Below are 15,059 nucleotides of genomic sequence, written 5' to 3'. Positions count from 1 at the left end.
ATAGTTAACCCAGTTCTTTAGAATCAACTGGTATTGGGATTTTTCTTGCCCAGATATTCGAAGTCCAGATATTCGAAGTACGACGAAATAAATGGTGATGATTAAAGTGATTTAAACAAATTATCTTGAAGATATTCCATTTAAATAGAGACCGAAAAAAACTAAAAGTTAAAATATTTTTTGAATTTGATCTATCAAAAGAACTCTCTGAAATTTGAGGTAGACTTGTTGACTGTACAAATTTATCCTTATTCATCTGAGCTGCAAGTTGATCAAATGCGACTTGCATTTTTTCTAATCGATCCGCAATAGCTTTGTTGCTAATATCTTCTCGACGGTCCAATTCTTCTATTTGGGCTCTAATTACTCGAAAATCTTGAGTTAAGCTGTTCATCTCTTCTTTAAAACGTTTAAAATCTTGTCTAATGTCTTCAAGATCCTTTCCCATGTAGTCTAATTGATTTTTAATAAGTTCTAAATCTTTGCGAATTTGGCCAAATTGTTGCTTAAGAACTTGAAAGTCTTTGAAGTGTTGCTTATATTCTTGTCCAAGAAAGTGAAAAGATTCTTTTATTTTTTGGACCTGTTCATTGAGTTGACCAAGTAATTGCATATCCTGCTTATGAGATAACTGTAAGTCATCACATTGCTGATGCATTCTTTTGAGTTCATGAAGTTGTTTAGCATCATTTTCGCGTAACTTGGCAAAAGATTGAGAGATAGAAGCTACTTTTTGATCTGCTTCTTTTTTAAACTGCGCATGATCTTCGCACTCCTTTTTACACGCAGCTAATAACTTCTCGCTTATTTTTATGATTTGTTGTAATTCCTGCTGACTTTTGTTTTTCAATTCCTCATTTTCAATTTGCTTACCAGTTATATTGCACTTGATATCTGTCAATTGCTGAGTAAGATTTTCTTGGTCTTTTTTTAAGAAAAAATTTTCCAGAACTAATTCTAGTTGTCGTTGTCTTTGTTGAGTAAGAATTGCATTAGGTCTTAAAAAAGTGTCTATAGTTCCTTGTAAATCAGTTGGAGTAAAAAAATAATCTTTTGGCTTGGGAATCATAATAATACCTCTTAATTGGTAAATTATTGGTTCACTTAATTTTAAACTTTTATTTTTAAAAAAACCAGTCCTGGTTCGCAAGTTGGTTTTTCCTAATTGAATTATTTTCGCAAATAACCTAATACTGTTATACCACCGCCAACTATACCAAGTATAAAACTTAAAGCATTAAGGGTCTCAGTTCTCATGCCAAAAATGTTAGGATTTTTAGCACTTTGCTTTAATTGGCTGACAATTCTTATAATTTCGGGATTAATTTCTCTTAGTCTTTCTTCTGGGAGATTTAACAAGCGTACAGTGTCTAATAAACACTGTTGATATTTGTCCAAATTTTGTGGGGTTAACGGTAAAGTAAAAATCTCCAGCAATTTGTTTTTTAAATTATTCAGTTGAAGTTGGTTATTGGAATCAGTAGTAGAAAGATTGTTATATTTCCTTTGCAATTCTTCTAGCTGCTGATTAAATCTCAATTCATTATCTATAAGAGCATTTTGCTTATTATCTACTTGCTGTACCAAACTATTTTTTTCTTCCCGAAGTTGGTTTAGAGTTAGTTCTAGCTCATTTTTTGACTCTCGAAGTTGCCAATTGTCACGATTAAGAAGTTGATTTTGATCCAAAAGTTGTAAATTATCGTTAGTAGTTTGATCCTTCTCTTGTTGAAGCTGCTGTTTTTCAGCAGTAAGTTGGCCATTTTCTCTTTCTTTATTTTTATTTTCATTTGTTAATCTGACAATTTCTTTTTGTAATTCATCAATCGTTCTTTGCTTTGCATCTCTTTCATGTGTGACGTCCCTTAATTGTCCATTGAGCTTATGGATGACTTCATCCTTTTGATGATTACTTCCTTCCAATGTCTTTTTTTCTTCCGATAACTTTTCAATCTTTGCATTTAGTTCATCACGCTCTTCATAAAATCTGACAAACATATTCTCCATTTCTCGTAATTGAGTTTGGACCTCTTCATACTTATCCTTTAATGTCTGATATTCTGTAGAAATTTGTCGATTCTCTTTTACTACTTCTTGCTGACCTTCTGTTAAATGAATAATTTGCGAATGTAAATGTTCATTATTAGTTCTCAATATGCCATTCTCTTTTATGATTTTTTCTATAACTTCACTTTGCGCGGTAATTATTTTATCTTGTTGTTGGGTTTTATCTGACAAAGAATTTAATCGAGCGTAAACGTCTTGCATTTGTTCCTGAGGAGACATAATATGCCAGTCATTTCCTAAATCCCAATTAGAGGTTGTAGTAGGGCTGCTTAAATTCATAAAAATTCTCCTAAATTTAATCTAAAAATCGCCTGTTTTTAGATTTGTTAAAACTAAACGTGTTTAAATAAATTAAACATCTTTCATTTCTTTTTGGAAAAATATATATATTTTTAATTTTGCGCCTCCTTACTAAATTTTATGTGCTTTATTTAAAATTCATTTTAACCTTTTTCTTTATTTAAACTTAAAAATAGCTTAACCATTTCTTAATTTAATTGACTAGCTATTTTCTTTATTTTTTAGGAAAATTAATCATAAGCCTTTGATTATAAAGTGATTATAAAATAGTTATGCGACTGGTAAAAGGGGAAAATAAATTATTTAAATTATATTTAATATCTAGTTTTATACATTTTGATATAGAAAAACTAATTTTTTTGAATACATTTGAAAGACCACTCAGAACAGAGTGGCCTTAAGAATTTTAATAGTTGTGAGAACTTCCGCATCCGCAAGAAGAGCGAACATTAGGATTAGAAATTTTAAAGCCTGATCCGCGAAGACCGTCAACAAAATCAATTTCTGACCCTAAAAGTCGGGGAACCATTGCTTTTTTCACATGAATTTCAATTCCGTTGGAAGAAAAAATTTCATCTTCAGCGTCTGCTTTTTCAGAAAAGTCGAGCACATATTCAAAGCCATTGCAGCCAGCCATTTCTTCAGCAAAGCGCATGCCCCAGCCTTGCTTATTTTCATCCGCTAAAATTTCTAAAAATTTAGAAGCTCCCCGTGGTGTGATGCAAATAGAGGATTGATCGACAGGTTCTTGTAATAAAGCATTTAAGCGTCGAACGAGCTCATCAATTTGTGCATCTGTTTTACCATGGGTCATCATTCCAGCTTCTAACGTTTCCCATACGGCCGCGTGACAACCCACACAATGAAGCCCAGCATTCGTAATTTCTTGTGAAAGTTTTTGAGCTTTGTAAGGAAACATGCCTAAAATATCTTCAATGGTCATAGAGCGAGAAATTTCAGTCGCTGCTTTTTTCGGTTGTTGAGAACAGCATCCTCCAGAATGTTGATGCTCTTGCGGGGAAGGAGCAGGCGAACAACAGCCTCCAGAGTGCGAATGGGAATGAGAGTGAGAATGATGATCATCTTGGTGGGGTTTTGAACAACAAGACATAGTATTAACCTCTTTGATAACAGTTAAAGTGTCTTCAGATTCTAAATTAAGACAGGCAAAATCTGAATCGGCACTTAAATAATTTTAACCTGAGTTTTTTAAGTAGAAGAATCCTATGTTCTTCTGAAATGTTTAATTAAAAAATAATACGCACGCGACCTTGTTTAATGCGACATTGGCAAGCTAAACGTTCATGGCAAGTCCCTTCTCCAAGGAAATCTTCTTCTTCTTTGGTGGGAGGAGAAAGATTTTCTTTTCCCTCTTTAACTTCTATTACACAAGTTCCACAAACACCTTCTGTGCAAGCAAAAGGGACTCCGGCTTCTTCGCAAATTTCAGCTATCGGTGAATCATCTGGTAATTCGATTTCTTCTTCATTATGGTCAAAGACTAGCGTCGCCATGCTTGTTTACTCCTAACAACAATTAAAACTTAATAAATTCGTAATTAGTTATTTAATATAAAAATTATCGGTTAATTTAGTTATAAAATCAAGGGGTTTATGAATCATGCTCAGTTTAAATTTACACCTAACTATCTGTGACAGCAAAATAAATTTTGCCAGTTTTGTTTTCTCCAAACAAGACAAATCCCAAATAATATGAAAGGGATGCTAAGCAATTGTCCCATTTGCAAGATAGGGTTTGTTAAAATGGAATCTAAGTTGGCTTTCCAAAATTCTAAAAGGAAACGACTAGAAAAGTTAAAGATAAATAGAAAACCGGCATAGGTGCCTGCCGCGAGACAAGTGTTGCATTTTTTCCAAAGAGTAAATAATAAGAAAAAAGTCATTAAGTAAGCAAAAGCTTCATATAATTGTACAGGATGTCTAGGGATGGGTAAGCTGCCATCAGCTGGTTGAGCAAATAACACAGCCCAAGGATAGGCAGAAGGAGTTCCTATAATTTCTTGATTAAAGAAATTTCCTATTCGAATAAATACAGCTGTTAATGCACTTGGAATAGCGACAAAATCTAACACCCTAAGGAATGATAAAGTTGGCGTCCATTTTTTTATATAACTAGTATAAAAAAAGAGGGCTAACATCACTCCCAAGGCTCCACCATGGCTTGCTAATCCCCCTTTCCAAACTTCAAAGATTTCTAAAGGATGACTTTTAAAATAGTTCCAATCATAAAAAAAAACAGCGCCTAAACGAGCTCCAATCAATGTTCCGAAAACAATGAACCAGCAAAGACGATCTGCTAGAAAATAACTTATTTGTTTGGCAGAAGTTATGGCTCCTTGAAAGGCTTGTTCTAAATCTTTTCGTTGAATTGAGTTTTCTTTTAAAATGGTATTTAATTTGATTAACAAAGCATTTTTGAGATCGGAAGAGATGTTTAATGGCTGAATTTCAGAGTTTAATTTTTGTCTCTCTTGTCTATTTAATGCATTTTGACATTTTTGAATTAAGGGAGAGGAAGAAGTTTTTAACTGATTAACTAAGGATCTCCAATCTTGAATATCCATGGAGCTTAGATGTTTTGATTGATTGACAAACAGAGCAATAATGGGGACAATAATAAAATAGCCTAAGATAAAACCAGTAATAAAACAGATGCCATACCACATGACAGGATGATCAATAAAAGGTAGAGTAAATGCTTCTCGAGGAGGATTCCAATAAAGCCAAGCAAGCCAGTGTTCAGTTAACATGAACATCCTTGAAATAAAAGAGTCAAAAAAAAAGCCCTATCTTTGTTTCCAAAGATAGGGTGGGATCGGAGTAGAGGGATTCGAACCCCCGACCTACTGCTCCCAAAGCAGCCGCGCTAGCCAAGCTGCGCTATACTCCGATTTTTCTCAAAGAGAATAAAAAATTAGCATAAGATTGAATTTTTTGACAAACGAAATTGTATTTTTTTAAGAATCTTTTTACATAAAAGTAAAATTTTTTTTAGCGAATTTATGTTTTTTTTTAGAAAGAAAACTATCCTTGTAGTTTTTTCAAAATGATATGACAAATTCCTGAGATTTCTCGATCATCTTGCTCTAATGATTTTTGTATACTCTTCACACTTGACATCACGGTGGAATGATCTCGAGAAAAAAGATCTCCAATTTTCATGAAAGGCATTTTTAGTTGTTCACGACATAAATGCATAGCTAGTTGACGAGGAAGTGCGCATTCTCTTGTTTGAGCCTTACCTAAAATATCTTCTGTACGAATGCCGTATTGTTCAGCAACTGCTTGAATAATTTTTTGAGGGGTAATCGCAGTTTTCTGTTCTTCTTCGATTAAATCGATTAATAGTGCTTTAGTTGCTGTTACAGATAGGGCTGTTATGGAATGTTTTGCGTCCAGATGCAGTCGGAGAACGAGGGCTTCCAAACCTTTTATTAATGCTTTGGCATTGCTTTTGAATGTTTCGATAAGATAATCGGCAATCTTTAAGGGAAGTTCAAAATGTAAAGCTTTAGCTTTAGCTATAAGAAGATTGCGCATTTCCCCAGGCCTTAACGGTTTTAAAGGAAGAACAATTCCCCATTCAAAACGACTAACCAAGCGCGGTTCAATGAGCTGTAGATCTTGAGGGGAACATTCAGAAGCTAAAATAATTTGCTTACCTTCTAAATGCAATGTATTAAAAGTATGGAAAAATTCTTCTTGCGTGGCGCCTTTTCTAGAAAAAACGTGAACATCGTCCACTAGCAAGACATCGATATTGCGATATGCTTGTCTAAATACACTCATTTCTCCTGCACGGATGGCGGTAACGACGTGATCAGTAAATGTTTCTGCTCGAACATAAATAACCTTTAGCCCCTGTGCTTTTAAAGCATGAGCTAAGCTCATCAATAAGTGAGTTTTACCCGACCCTCCGCTCCCATACAAATAAATGGGGTTAAACGTGCCAAGTTGGGTTGAATGAATTTGCGGAGAAAGACCGGCAATTTCTAGAAGTAATTGATGAGAGAGGAGATTTTCTTCCGTTGAAATGAAATAGGGAAATAAACAAAGTGGGTCTAATTCATCGAAGGTTAATTCAAAAGGAGCTTTAAAATCTTTTTCTTTATTAGCCGTTTTAGTTTTTTTTGCTCTTTGGGGGGTATTAGCAACGGAAAGATGAATTTTAATTCGTTTATTATTTCCATTAATAAATTTTTGTTGAGCTTTATTGCGAATATGTTCCTCAAACCAGAGTGCTTGAAAGGAATCTTTGGCTTCTAAATAAAGATTACAAGCATCAAATCGTTGTATTTTCAACGTTCTGAGCCATTTTTGAACCGTTTCTAAACCAAGTTCAACTTCTTGTGCCTTTAGAAATTCTTCCCATGCTTGCATAGTTTTTACTCTTGTCAATCTCTCAAAATTAATTAGAGGAAGAAAATTCTTCCTCTAAAATTGTTCTAACGAGACCGAGCTTTTTTAGGAACAGTTTTCACTGCAATAGGGTTAGGCGTTTTTTGTATTTGTTTAGATACAAACCATTGTTGTACCATTCCTAATAACATAGAAGAAAGCCAATAAATATTTAATCCTGATGGGAAGTTATAAAACATGACAGCAAAAACGACTGTCATCATGGTTCCCATTGCTCGTTGTTGTCTTTGCTGATCTGTCATCTGACTTAGGTCTTTAGGACCAGAAGACATAAAACGTTGTTGAAGGAACATGACTAAACCTAGCAATATGGGCAGCAGATGAAATTCTGTTCCAATAAAAAAAATAGGCTTGCTCCAGCTAAATAAAACATCGGGAGCTGTCAAGTCGTCAATCCATCCAGAAATAAATGGAGCACCGCGAAGAGCGAAACTAGATTTTAAAAGATCAAACATTCCAATCAAAAAAGGCATTTGAATCAAAAGAGGTAAGCATCCAGAAGCTGGGTTGACTCCTCTTTCTCGATAAAGAGACATGATTTCTAATTGAGCTTTTTTGGGATCTTTCTTATATTTTTCTTGAATAGCAGTAACTTGTGGTGCTATTTGTTGCATGCGAACCATAGATTTAGTGGACCAAGTATTCAATGGATAGAGCATCAAACGCAAGCTAACCGTAAGGAGAACAATGGATAGTGCCCAAGAGTTCGTTAAATAATGAAAAAATTTCATTAAAATTAGAAGAAACTTGGCAAACGGTTCAGAAATAAAAGTGAACCATCCGTGCATTGTTTGACAAGCAATATAGTCGGGGTTATAACCTGTTTCAGAATTGGAATATTTAGCATCGATCGTTTTTAAAGTTTCATCATCAAATGGCCCTGCAAAAAACCGGAAATTCATCAATCCACCTTGAGATTTCAAGGGAAGATAAGCCATGTAGCCCGGTAAATTAGCAGCTTGATAAAGGTTGTATTCTTGATCAATTTCTATTAATCGAGATGGGACATTTGTTCCTGAAATTGCTTGAATTTTAAATCCGGGATCGATTTCTTTGAGAGGATCTAAAATCATTCCTAAAAATCCATTCGAATTGCAAATCCAATCAGGATAGATGGAAGTGATTGTTGACGCATCTTTAGGTAGATCAATCTTTTCCACTTCAGATTTTTGGTTACGAGTGATGCGATATTTTAAAGAGGGGGCAGGTCCACCAGAAATCCATTCTACCTCTGGAACCCCTGACGTTAACCATAAACCTCTCGAATCCCCATCAATTTGAAGGGCAAGATTAAGGCAATAAGGCCCTTCTTGTAAGGAATCACCAAAAGAATAAGTTTTAGTAATGCGACGTTGATTTTGGACAGCTTCAAAAGTAATGGATCGATTGTCAAAATGAATAACTTCGTAGATAAGCTCAGCTAATTCTGGATATTCAGATACAATATTCAAAGCATAGTGTTGAGGTTTAATTTGAACACTTTTTCGAGGAGAAATTTGGATAAGATCGCGTCTAAGTAGGGGATAGTATCCTCCTAATTGTCCTTTTTCATGAAAAATAAAATCTTTTCCTTGATCTTTTGCGTGAGTATAATAAGCGTGGCTAGGGAACAAGGCGTTATAAGGGTGATGTTTAACCATATTGCGATCAAATTCAATTTCTCTGACAACACTTGCTTGATTTTCGTCTGTTCTAAAAGGAAGATTAATCTCTGCTAGTGCCCCTCCATAGTTTGAGAAAACTAATTGTTGGTAATTATTTTCTAAGACATAAAATTTTTGTTCTCTTTTACCATTGGTTGCAGAATTGATTTGAGTGTCTTGAGTCGGAGCGATAAAGGAAGACAATTCTTGTATTTTATTAAAGCGAACAAGTGATTGACTAGTGAAATCATAAAATCCAACTGGTAAATAGCCTTGAGAAGTTTTTAATAAAGCAATTGCGGCATAGTAATTTTGTTGAGAATTTTTATTTTCTTTATCAATCTGTAAATTTTGCGGATTTAAAATAGAAAGGTGTCCATCTGTATACTCTCCAAGTGCAATGTGTGCAGGATATTGACTATCAGAAGAATTAAATGAAACGAGTTGTAAATCATAACGTCCAAAATCGGGAATGTTTGCAATGGGTAAAAAACTTGAGCTTGACTTTGTTTTATAAATAGCAGGAGTTTGTTGTTCCGATTCATTATAGATTAATTCATAAGCTTGCATTTCATTCGAGGGACTAGTACGAATGTAAATTTCCGTCGGAAGATTTTCACTCCAGCGGAAAGTTAAAAGGTAATTATCTTTCACTAATCCACGTGCAATCGCTTCTTTTTGCTCTCCATCATAAATAGTTGTTAAAGAAAAGGACTCAGAATTAGCTGTCCGTGATTTGATTTCTTCTTCTAATTTTTTACTTTTTTGAATTTGTTTGGCTTGTTGCTGTGTAACCCATTCTTGCTTTTGCTGAGTATTTTGATGCTGAAAGAAAAGATTCATTCCAAATAACGTTAAAGAAAGAGCTATCACGAACAAGGTGGTGCGTTTATCCATGAACAAATAACCTGTAAATTTTTTAAATAAAATTGTAAAACGAAAGTTTAAAAGGAGGAGGTTAGCATACCTGACTGAAAGAGACAAGAAAAACTCAAGTTTACTTTGTTAGTACGGTCGCACAAATTTATCATTTCTTTATTAGCTGCCATCTTATTTGGTCAGGAAATTTAAATAATTTGAAGGGGTTTTTGCTTATGTCATTATTAATAGACAATAATCATCAAAAGTTATTGTTTAAATTTTTTTGATGAGAGCTGTTTTCAAGAGGTTTGAAATTAATTTAAAGAGAGGTTATCTTTTATAACTTATGTAAGATTTAAATAAGACCAAAACTTTAAATTAAAACTTACACATCTAAGAGTTAAGATAAAAGGATTTAGCATGGAACAGCGTATTTTAGGCGATTACATAATCATAAAATCGATTGGGCATGGAACTTTGGGGGAAGTTTATTTAGCTGAACACCGTTTTATGAAAACTCAATATATCCTTAAGATCCTTCCGGAAGAATTGTCTACAGATCGTAGTTTTATTCAACGCTTCCAAGAAGATATTAGTTTTTTATCTACGCTAGATCATCCAAATATTGTTAAAACACATAATATTTCTTTTGCTCAAGGGGTTTATTTTCTAGTCACTGATTGTGTTGTAGATCAAATGGGAGAAATGACAAATCTTGCTCAATACTTAATGGAGCTCGACCGGAGATTAGAAGAGGATGAAATTATTAATATTCTCATGCAAATTGCAGAAGCTTTAGATTACGCTCATAGTAAAAAAATGGGAAATAGAGAACTGATTCATCGAGGGTTAAAACCTAACAATATATTAATTGGGAAAAGGCGTCAAAACTTAGAAGTCCATTTGTCTGATTTTGGTTTGTCTTGGATAATTGGACCAGGTGCAGTTTTGACCAGAACTTATAAAAATGTGGCAGAAGCCCTTGAGATTGGCTCCCAAAATTTATGGCAAAAAATGGGCCAAGATCGCTATCCTAGTCCCTCTATCGATTCTCAAAAATTAATTCCTTTACATGCTTCTTTTTTACAAACGCATGCTTTTTTTGCTCCAGAACAAAAAAGGCTGGATTTTCCCCATTCGGTCAGCATGAAGACAGATGTGTTTGCATTTGGTGTGTTAGTGTACTATTTATTGATGAACGAGCTACCGGAAGGTATTTTTGAAATGCCTTCCAACTCTTCACGTTATCGTTATCAATGGGATACTTTATTAGAAAAATGTTTACAAAATCAACCTGCTAAACGAACAGATTCTTTAGTAACTGCTTTAAAAGAAACTCTTCAAGAGCCAAAATCAAAAAATGCCAAAATTGAAGAGTTAACTCTTGGTAAAGAAGAGTTTTTTTTCAATAATGAAGCATCAATTATTTTTGAAGAGGGAAAATGCAATGTTCAAAAAGGTGTTAGCGAGTCTCTAGTTACATTAAAAATAGAAGAAGCTCCACCTGTGATTGAGGAGGCTGTTTCAACCTTAAGACCAGTATTACAAAATCCATTACTCGAACGCCCTCAAACTGATCACGATCCTGCAGCAATTTTTCAAATTAGTTCAGCTGTAAAAGTTTATAACCCCGAAAGAAAAGATGTGACCAATGTTAAACCGATTTTAACTGATATGGTTATCATTGAAGGAGGGAATTTTTATCGAGGAAGTCAAGATGGAAATCGCGACGAAATGCCAAGGCATCAAATCACTCTTTCAAGTTTTGCTCTGGATGTCCATCCTGTGACTAATGAGCAATTTGTTCGTTTTCTAGAAGTAATGGGAGGAGAAAAAGACAGCAACCATAATGACATTATTCGTTTACGTGACTCACGTATTAAAAGAAGTGGAGGTAAGCTTAGTATTGAATCTGGATATGCGAAACATCCAGTTGTTGGGGTGACTTGGTATGGAGCGATTGCTTATGCTAAATGGATAGGGAAACGCCTTCCAACTGAAGCTGAATGGGAAATTGCAGCTAGGGGTGGACAAGAAAATGTTCTTTATCCGACGGGTGAGGAGATTGAAAAAACACAGGCCAATTTCTTTAGTTCAGATACCACGACTGTGATGAGTTATGCTCCAAATAATTGTGGCCTTTATGATATGGCAGGTAATGTTTATGAGTGGTGCCACGATTGGTATGGTTATAATTATTATGAATTATCCATGCAAGAACCAGATTTTCCTCAAGGGCCTTTACAAGGCGTTTATCGTGTTTTAAGGGGAGGCTGTTGGAAGAGTTTAAAAGAAGATCTTCGATGTTCTAGAAGACATCGCAATAATCCCGGCACCGTTAATGGAACCTATGGCTTTCGCTGTGCGGCTGATGTGCAAATTTCTTAATAAATTGATTGTAAAGAAGAAAACCAAAGCTACAGCGATACTTTATAGTAAATTTTAATTAGGAATAGATGAATGATGGAAACAATAAATGTACTCTTTGTCTGCATGGGCAATATTTGTAGGTCTCCTGCTGCGGAAGGAATTTTACGTCATTTTGCAAAGAAAGAGCCCGATCTAGCCTTCCATATCGAAAGTTGTGGAATGGGAGATTGGCATGTTGGTCATAGTCCTGACGTACGGATGCAAGAAGCTGCGAAATCAAGAGGAATCATTTTGACTAGTCAAGCTCAGCAATTTCAAAAAGAATTTTTTAATCGATTTGATTATATTTTAGTGGCAGATAAAGAAGTACTTGAATCACTTTATCAACATGCAAAATCTACTGAGCAAAAATCTAAAATTATGTTCATGACAGAGTACAGTCAATTTTATCAAGGACAGGAAGTCCCAGACCCTTATTATCAACCGGGTGGTGCTTTTGAATTAGTCCTTGATATTTTAGAAGATTCTTGTGTGGGTCTACTAAATCATATTCGAGTGAAAGAAGAAAAAAAATGATAAGGATTGTCAAATACTCCCATTTTCTTTATGATTCCCCTTCTAATTTCAAGAGATGTTTAGGTTGAAAATGAAACTGTTGTTATCTAAGCCCCGCGGTTTTTGTGCTGGAGTCGAGCGAGCGATTGAAACAGTTGAAAAAGCTCTTCTTCTTTGGGGATCTCCTATTTATGTCAAGCATGAGATTGTTCACAATCGACATGTTGTTCAAGGCTTAAAGACGAAAGGAGCTATTTTTATTGAAGATGTAGAAGATGTACCAGTGGGAGCTAGGTTGATTTATTCAGCACATGGTGTATCACCTGCGGTCAGAGAACAAGCTAAAAAAAGACAACTGATAGAAATAGACGCCACATGTGGCTTAGTAACTAGAGTTCATTCTGCAGTAAAACGATATGCTTTACAAGGCTATCAGATTATCTTGATTGGCCATCATAACCATGTCGAGATTATTGGAACCGCAGGTGAAGCACCTGATGTAACAACAATCGTAGAGTCTGTGGAAGATGTCAAAAATTTAAATTTCTCTTCTCAGGACAAACTTTTTTATATTACACAAACAACTTTGAGTTTGGATGATGTGAAAGAGATTACGCAAGCCCTAATTGTTAAATATCCTCATGTAGAAACATTACCGAGTTCTTCCATTTGCTATGCGACAACAAACCGCCAAATGGCCCTTAGGGAAATTACTGACCTAACAGATCTTGTGTTAGTCGTGGGTGATCCGCAAAGTTCCAATTCAAATCGATTGAGAGAAGCTGCTTCGACAAGAGGAATAGAATCTTATTTAATTAATGATGAAAAAGAAATTCATCCTGAATGGCTATTAGGAAAGCAAGTCATAGGCTTGACTGCTGGTGCATCAACTCCTGAAGAAATTGTTCAAAAATGCATCCAGTGTTTGATAGAATTAGGTGTAAATGAAGTGGAAGACATCGTTTATACTCACGAAGATGTTGTCTTCCAATTACCAAAACCTATTGTTAACGCACGTTTTAGTGTTGATTAATTCTAGAATTTATTGTTAAAGTGTATTTTTTTAAGATCCCTGAACCATTAAAAATCATTAAGAGGACATATATGCGCAAAATCCTTTTGACAATTATGGCATCCCTTTTAAGTTGTTCTGCTGCTCAAGCATTTTGGCCTGAAGCAACAGATTCATCTTTAGAAGTTGGCTTTGGCTATCGTAGAGATGAACTTAAGTGGAAAACCCGTACTGGTCTCGACAGCTCAGATAGTGGCTATTCGGCAGCATCACCATTTGGAGCTCAATCGACATTAAAATGGAAAAATTTAAATATCTGGCAAATCGAAGCTAGAGGTGAGTATGTCACTTGTGACAATGTTTACTTGCGTGCTAGTGGAGATTACGGTTGGATCGTAAGTGGTAAGAATAGAGATTCTGACTACATTAATGCAGGCGAAGAGTCTCAATTAGAAATTTCTCGCACGCATGCTAAAACAAGAGGTCATGTTTACGATGTAGACGTTGCTCTTGGATATCAATTTAAATTGTGTGACGATAGCTTTTCTGTTACACCAGTCGTTGGTTATTCTTGGAAAGGCCAACACTTGAAAGATCGTCATTTAAGATTTGCAACTAGCCCTATAGGTGAAAGCAGCAGTAGCAGCGGCCTTCTTCGTGCTTCTAGCGACTACTACGATTACAGCTCTTCTTCTTCTTCTTCTTCTAGTTCAAATTTCCATAACCGTTATAACACACGTTGGAATGGACCATTTGTTGGAGTTGATTTTGACTATCGTATTAGCTGTGATTTAGAATTGTTCTTAGATTATGAATTTCATTTTGCAAAATATCATGCAAAAGCTGATTGGAAATTACGTAATGATCTTCCAAATGGTTTTCACCACCGCTCAAAAAGTTCTCAAGGTCATGTACTTGACTTTGGTGTGAAATGGGATTTGGATGAGTGCTGGACGCTTGCTTTAAAAGGTGGAATTCAGTATTTCCATGCAAGACGTGGACATGATCGTTCTTTAGTTACTAAAACTGAAGTAGGTAATGTTGACACAAAATGTTTCGTATCAATCCCACTTAGAGATGTTAAGTGGTGCTCTGGTAGCGTTACATTTGATGTAGGAATGGCATTCTAATTTCTTTTTTCTCTTTGTTTCTGAGCCTCATTAAGTTTTCTTGATGAGGCTCTTTTTTTTATGCTCAAAATTTAGCAATTTTTTTGAATTCAAAAAAATTTAATCAATTTAATAGTGCTAAGGAGAGAGGTTGGACTTTGACAGAATTGAATAAAAATTTTTGGGTTTTGCTTTACTTCAGCTCTATTTACATATAAGTATGAGTTAAAAAGTTTGTTTATTTGATAATAATAGAAATTAATCATAAAAATGTTGTTTCAGACAGGGGTTTATGATATTATTTGGCTTTAATTTTTCTCTTAAGAGCTTTCAAATCAAGGCGGAAATAAAGCTGTGAGCAAGCCCTATTCTCGCACATCTAGAAGTTATGATGGAACAGAGGTGACGAGTCATCATATCAACGATTTACTGCCAAATGTTCTATCAAAAATTGGTAAAGCTTATGAACAACGATCTGATTTGATTTTGGCGATGTGGCCTATCATTATTGGTCCCAAGCTTTCTGCGTTGACACAAGCCGTTTCTTTTTCATCTGGAGTGCTTGTTGTTAAGGTGAAAAATTCAACTCTTTATAGTTTGCTAAGTCAAAATGATAAGCCGCGCCTCTTAAGCCAGCTTAGACAAAAGTTTCCTCGAGTAGAAATCAAAACGATTTTATTTCGAATTGGTTGATACAGAGATA

At 35.0% G+C, this 15,059-nt stretch carries 12 protein-coding genes and 1 tRNA gene; 5 read left to right on the top strand and 8 right to left on the bottom strand.

The annotated features are described in order from the left end of the window. Positions 1-4: 4 nt before the first annotated feature. From PC_RS05245 to yidC, 8 genes are all read right to left on the bottom strand, one after another. Positions 5-1,069 (bottom strand): coiled-coil domain-containing protein, encoded by a 1,065-nt coding sequence (locus tag PC_RS05245; protein ID WP_181679064.1) that lies wholly within the window; start codon positions 1,067-1,069, stop codon positions 5-7. A 101-nt stretch (positions 1,070-1,170) separates the two neighbouring features. Next, entirely contained in the window at positions 1,171-2,346 is a 1,176-nt protein-coding gene (locus PC_RS05240) for a coiled-coil domain-containing protein (RefSeq protein WP_044045005.1), read from the bottom strand. 427 nt (positions 2,347-2,773) lie between these two features. After that, positions 2,774-3,478 carry an iron-sulfur cluster assembly accessory protein gene (locus tag PC_RS05235; RefSeq protein WP_011175635.1) on the bottom strand — a complete coding sequence of 235 codons (705 nt, stop codon included), beginning with the start codon at positions 3,476-3,478 and terminating at the stop codon, positions 2,774-2,776. Positions 3,479-3,614: 136 nt separating this feature from the next. Beyond that, on the bottom strand, positions 3,615-3,881 hold the full coding sequence (locus PC_RS05230) for a 2Fe-2S iron-sulfur cluster-binding protein (RefSeq protein ID WP_011175634.1): 267 nt from the start codon (positions 3,879-3,881) through the stop codon (positions 3,615-3,617). Between the two features lie 131 nt (positions 3,882-4,012). Continuing rightward, entirely contained in the window at positions 4,013-5,137 is a 1,125-nt protein-coding gene (locus PC_RS05225; protein ID WP_011175633.1) for a prolipoprotein diacylglyceryl transferase, read from the bottom strand. A gap of 65 nt (positions 5,138-5,202) precedes the next feature. Next, positions 5,203-5,277, bottom strand: a tRNA-Pro gene (locus PC_RS05220). A gap of 134 nt (positions 5,278-5,411) precedes the next feature. Next, a complete protein-coding gene (gene dnaA / locus PC_RS05215; protein ID WP_011175632.1) occupies positions 5,412-6,767 on the bottom strand; it encodes a chromosomal replication initiator protein DnaA in 1,356 nt (451 codons plus the stop codon). 65 nt (positions 6,768-6,832) lie between these two features. Then, complete coding sequence (yidC, locus tag PC_RS05210) at positions 6,833-9,346, bottom strand: membrane protein insertase YidC (protein ID WP_044045002.1); 2,514 nt, start codon at positions 9,344-9,346, stop codon at positions 6,833-6,835. 384 nt (positions 9,347-9,730) lie between these two features. On the opposite strand from yidC, the gene PC_RS05205 reads away from it, so the two are divergent. The 5 genes from PC_RS05205 (at position 9,731) to PC_RS05185 (ending at position 15,049) form a co-directional block, all read left to right on the top strand. Then, a complete protein-coding gene (locus tag PC_RS05205) occupies positions 9,731-11,698 on the top strand; it encodes a bifunctional serine/threonine-protein kinase/formylglycine-generating enzyme family protein (RefSeq protein WP_011175630.1) in 1,968 nt (655 codons plus the stop codon). A gap of 72 nt (positions 11,699-11,770) precedes the next feature. Continuing rightward, positions 11,771-12,256 (top strand): low molecular weight protein-tyrosine-phosphatase, encoded by a 486-nt coding sequence (locus PC_RS05200; protein ID WP_232086062.1) that lies wholly within the window; start codon positions 11,771-11,773, stop codon positions 12,254-12,256. Between the two features lie 70 nt (positions 12,257-12,326). Continuing rightward, on the top strand, positions 12,327-13,268 hold the full coding sequence (gene ispH / locus PC_RS05195; RefSeq protein WP_011175628.1) for a 4-hydroxy-3-methylbut-2-enyl diphosphate reductase: 942 nt from the start codon (positions 12,327-12,329) through the stop codon (positions 13,266-13,268). Positions 13,269-13,339: 71 nt separating this feature from the next. Beyond that, complete coding sequence (locus PC_RS05190; RefSeq protein ID WP_011175627.1) at positions 13,340-14,377, top strand: autotransporter domain-containing protein; 1,038 nt, start codon at positions 13,340-13,342, stop codon at positions 14,375-14,377. A gap of 333 nt (positions 14,378-14,710) precedes the next feature. Beyond that, positions 14,711-15,049: a DciA family protein gene (locus PC_RS05185; protein ID WP_011175626.1), complete on the top strand. Its 339-nt coding sequence runs from the start codon at positions 14,711-14,713 to the stop codon at positions 15,047-15,049. The last annotated feature ends 10 nt before the right edge of the window (positions 15,050-15,059 follow it).

The sequence above is a fragment of the Candidatus Protochlamydia amoebophila UWE25 genome (assembly GCF_000011565.2).
GTDB lineage: Bacteria > Chlamydiota > Chlamydiia > Chlamydiales > Parachlamydiaceae > Protochlamydia > Protochlamydia amoebophila.
The sequence above is the reverse complement of the archived record's forward strand: the minus strand, read 5'-3'. Positions and strand labels throughout refer to the sequence as shown.

Coding starts and splice junctions, on each gene's coding strand:
- PC_RS05245 (WP_181679064.1), bottom strand. CDS start 1,069: ATGATTCCCAAGCCAAAAGATTATTTTTTTACTCCAACTGATTTACAA.
- PC_RS05240 (WP_044045005.1), bottom strand. CDS start 2,346: ATGAATTTAAGCAGCCCTACTACAACCTCTAATTGGGATTTAGGAAAT.
- PC_RS05235 (WP_011175635.1), bottom strand. CDS start 3,478: ATGTCTTGTTGTTCAAAACCCCACCAAGATGATCATCATTCTCACTCT.
- PC_RS05230 (WP_011175634.1), bottom strand. CDS start 3,881: ATGGCGACGCTAGTCTTTGACCATAATGAAGAAGAAATCGAATTACCA.
- PC_RS05225 (WP_011175633.1), bottom strand. CDS start 5,137: ATGTTAACTGAACACTGGCTTGCTTGGCTTTATTGGAATCCTCCTCGA.
- dnaA (WP_011175632.1), bottom strand. CDS start 6,767: ATGCAAGCATGGGAAGAATTTCTAAAGGCACAAGAAGTTGAACTTGGT.
- yidC (WP_044045002.1), bottom strand. CDS start 9,346: ATGGATAAACGCACCACCTTGTTCGTGATAGCTCTTTCTTTAACGTTA.
- PC_RS05205 (WP_011175630.1), top strand. CDS start 9,731: ATGGAACAGCGTATTTTAGGCGATTACATAATCATAAAATCGATTGGG.
- PC_RS05200 (WP_232086062.1), top strand. CDS start 11,771: ATGATGGAAACAATAAATGTACTCTTTGTCTGCATGGGCAATATTTGT.
- ispH (WP_011175628.1), top strand. CDS start 12,327: ATGAAACTGTTGTTATCTAAGCCCCGCGGTTTTTGTGCTGGAGTCGAG.
- PC_RS05190 (WP_011175627.1), top strand. CDS start 13,340: ATGCGCAAAATCCTTTTGACAATTATGGCATCCCTTTTAAGTTGTTCT.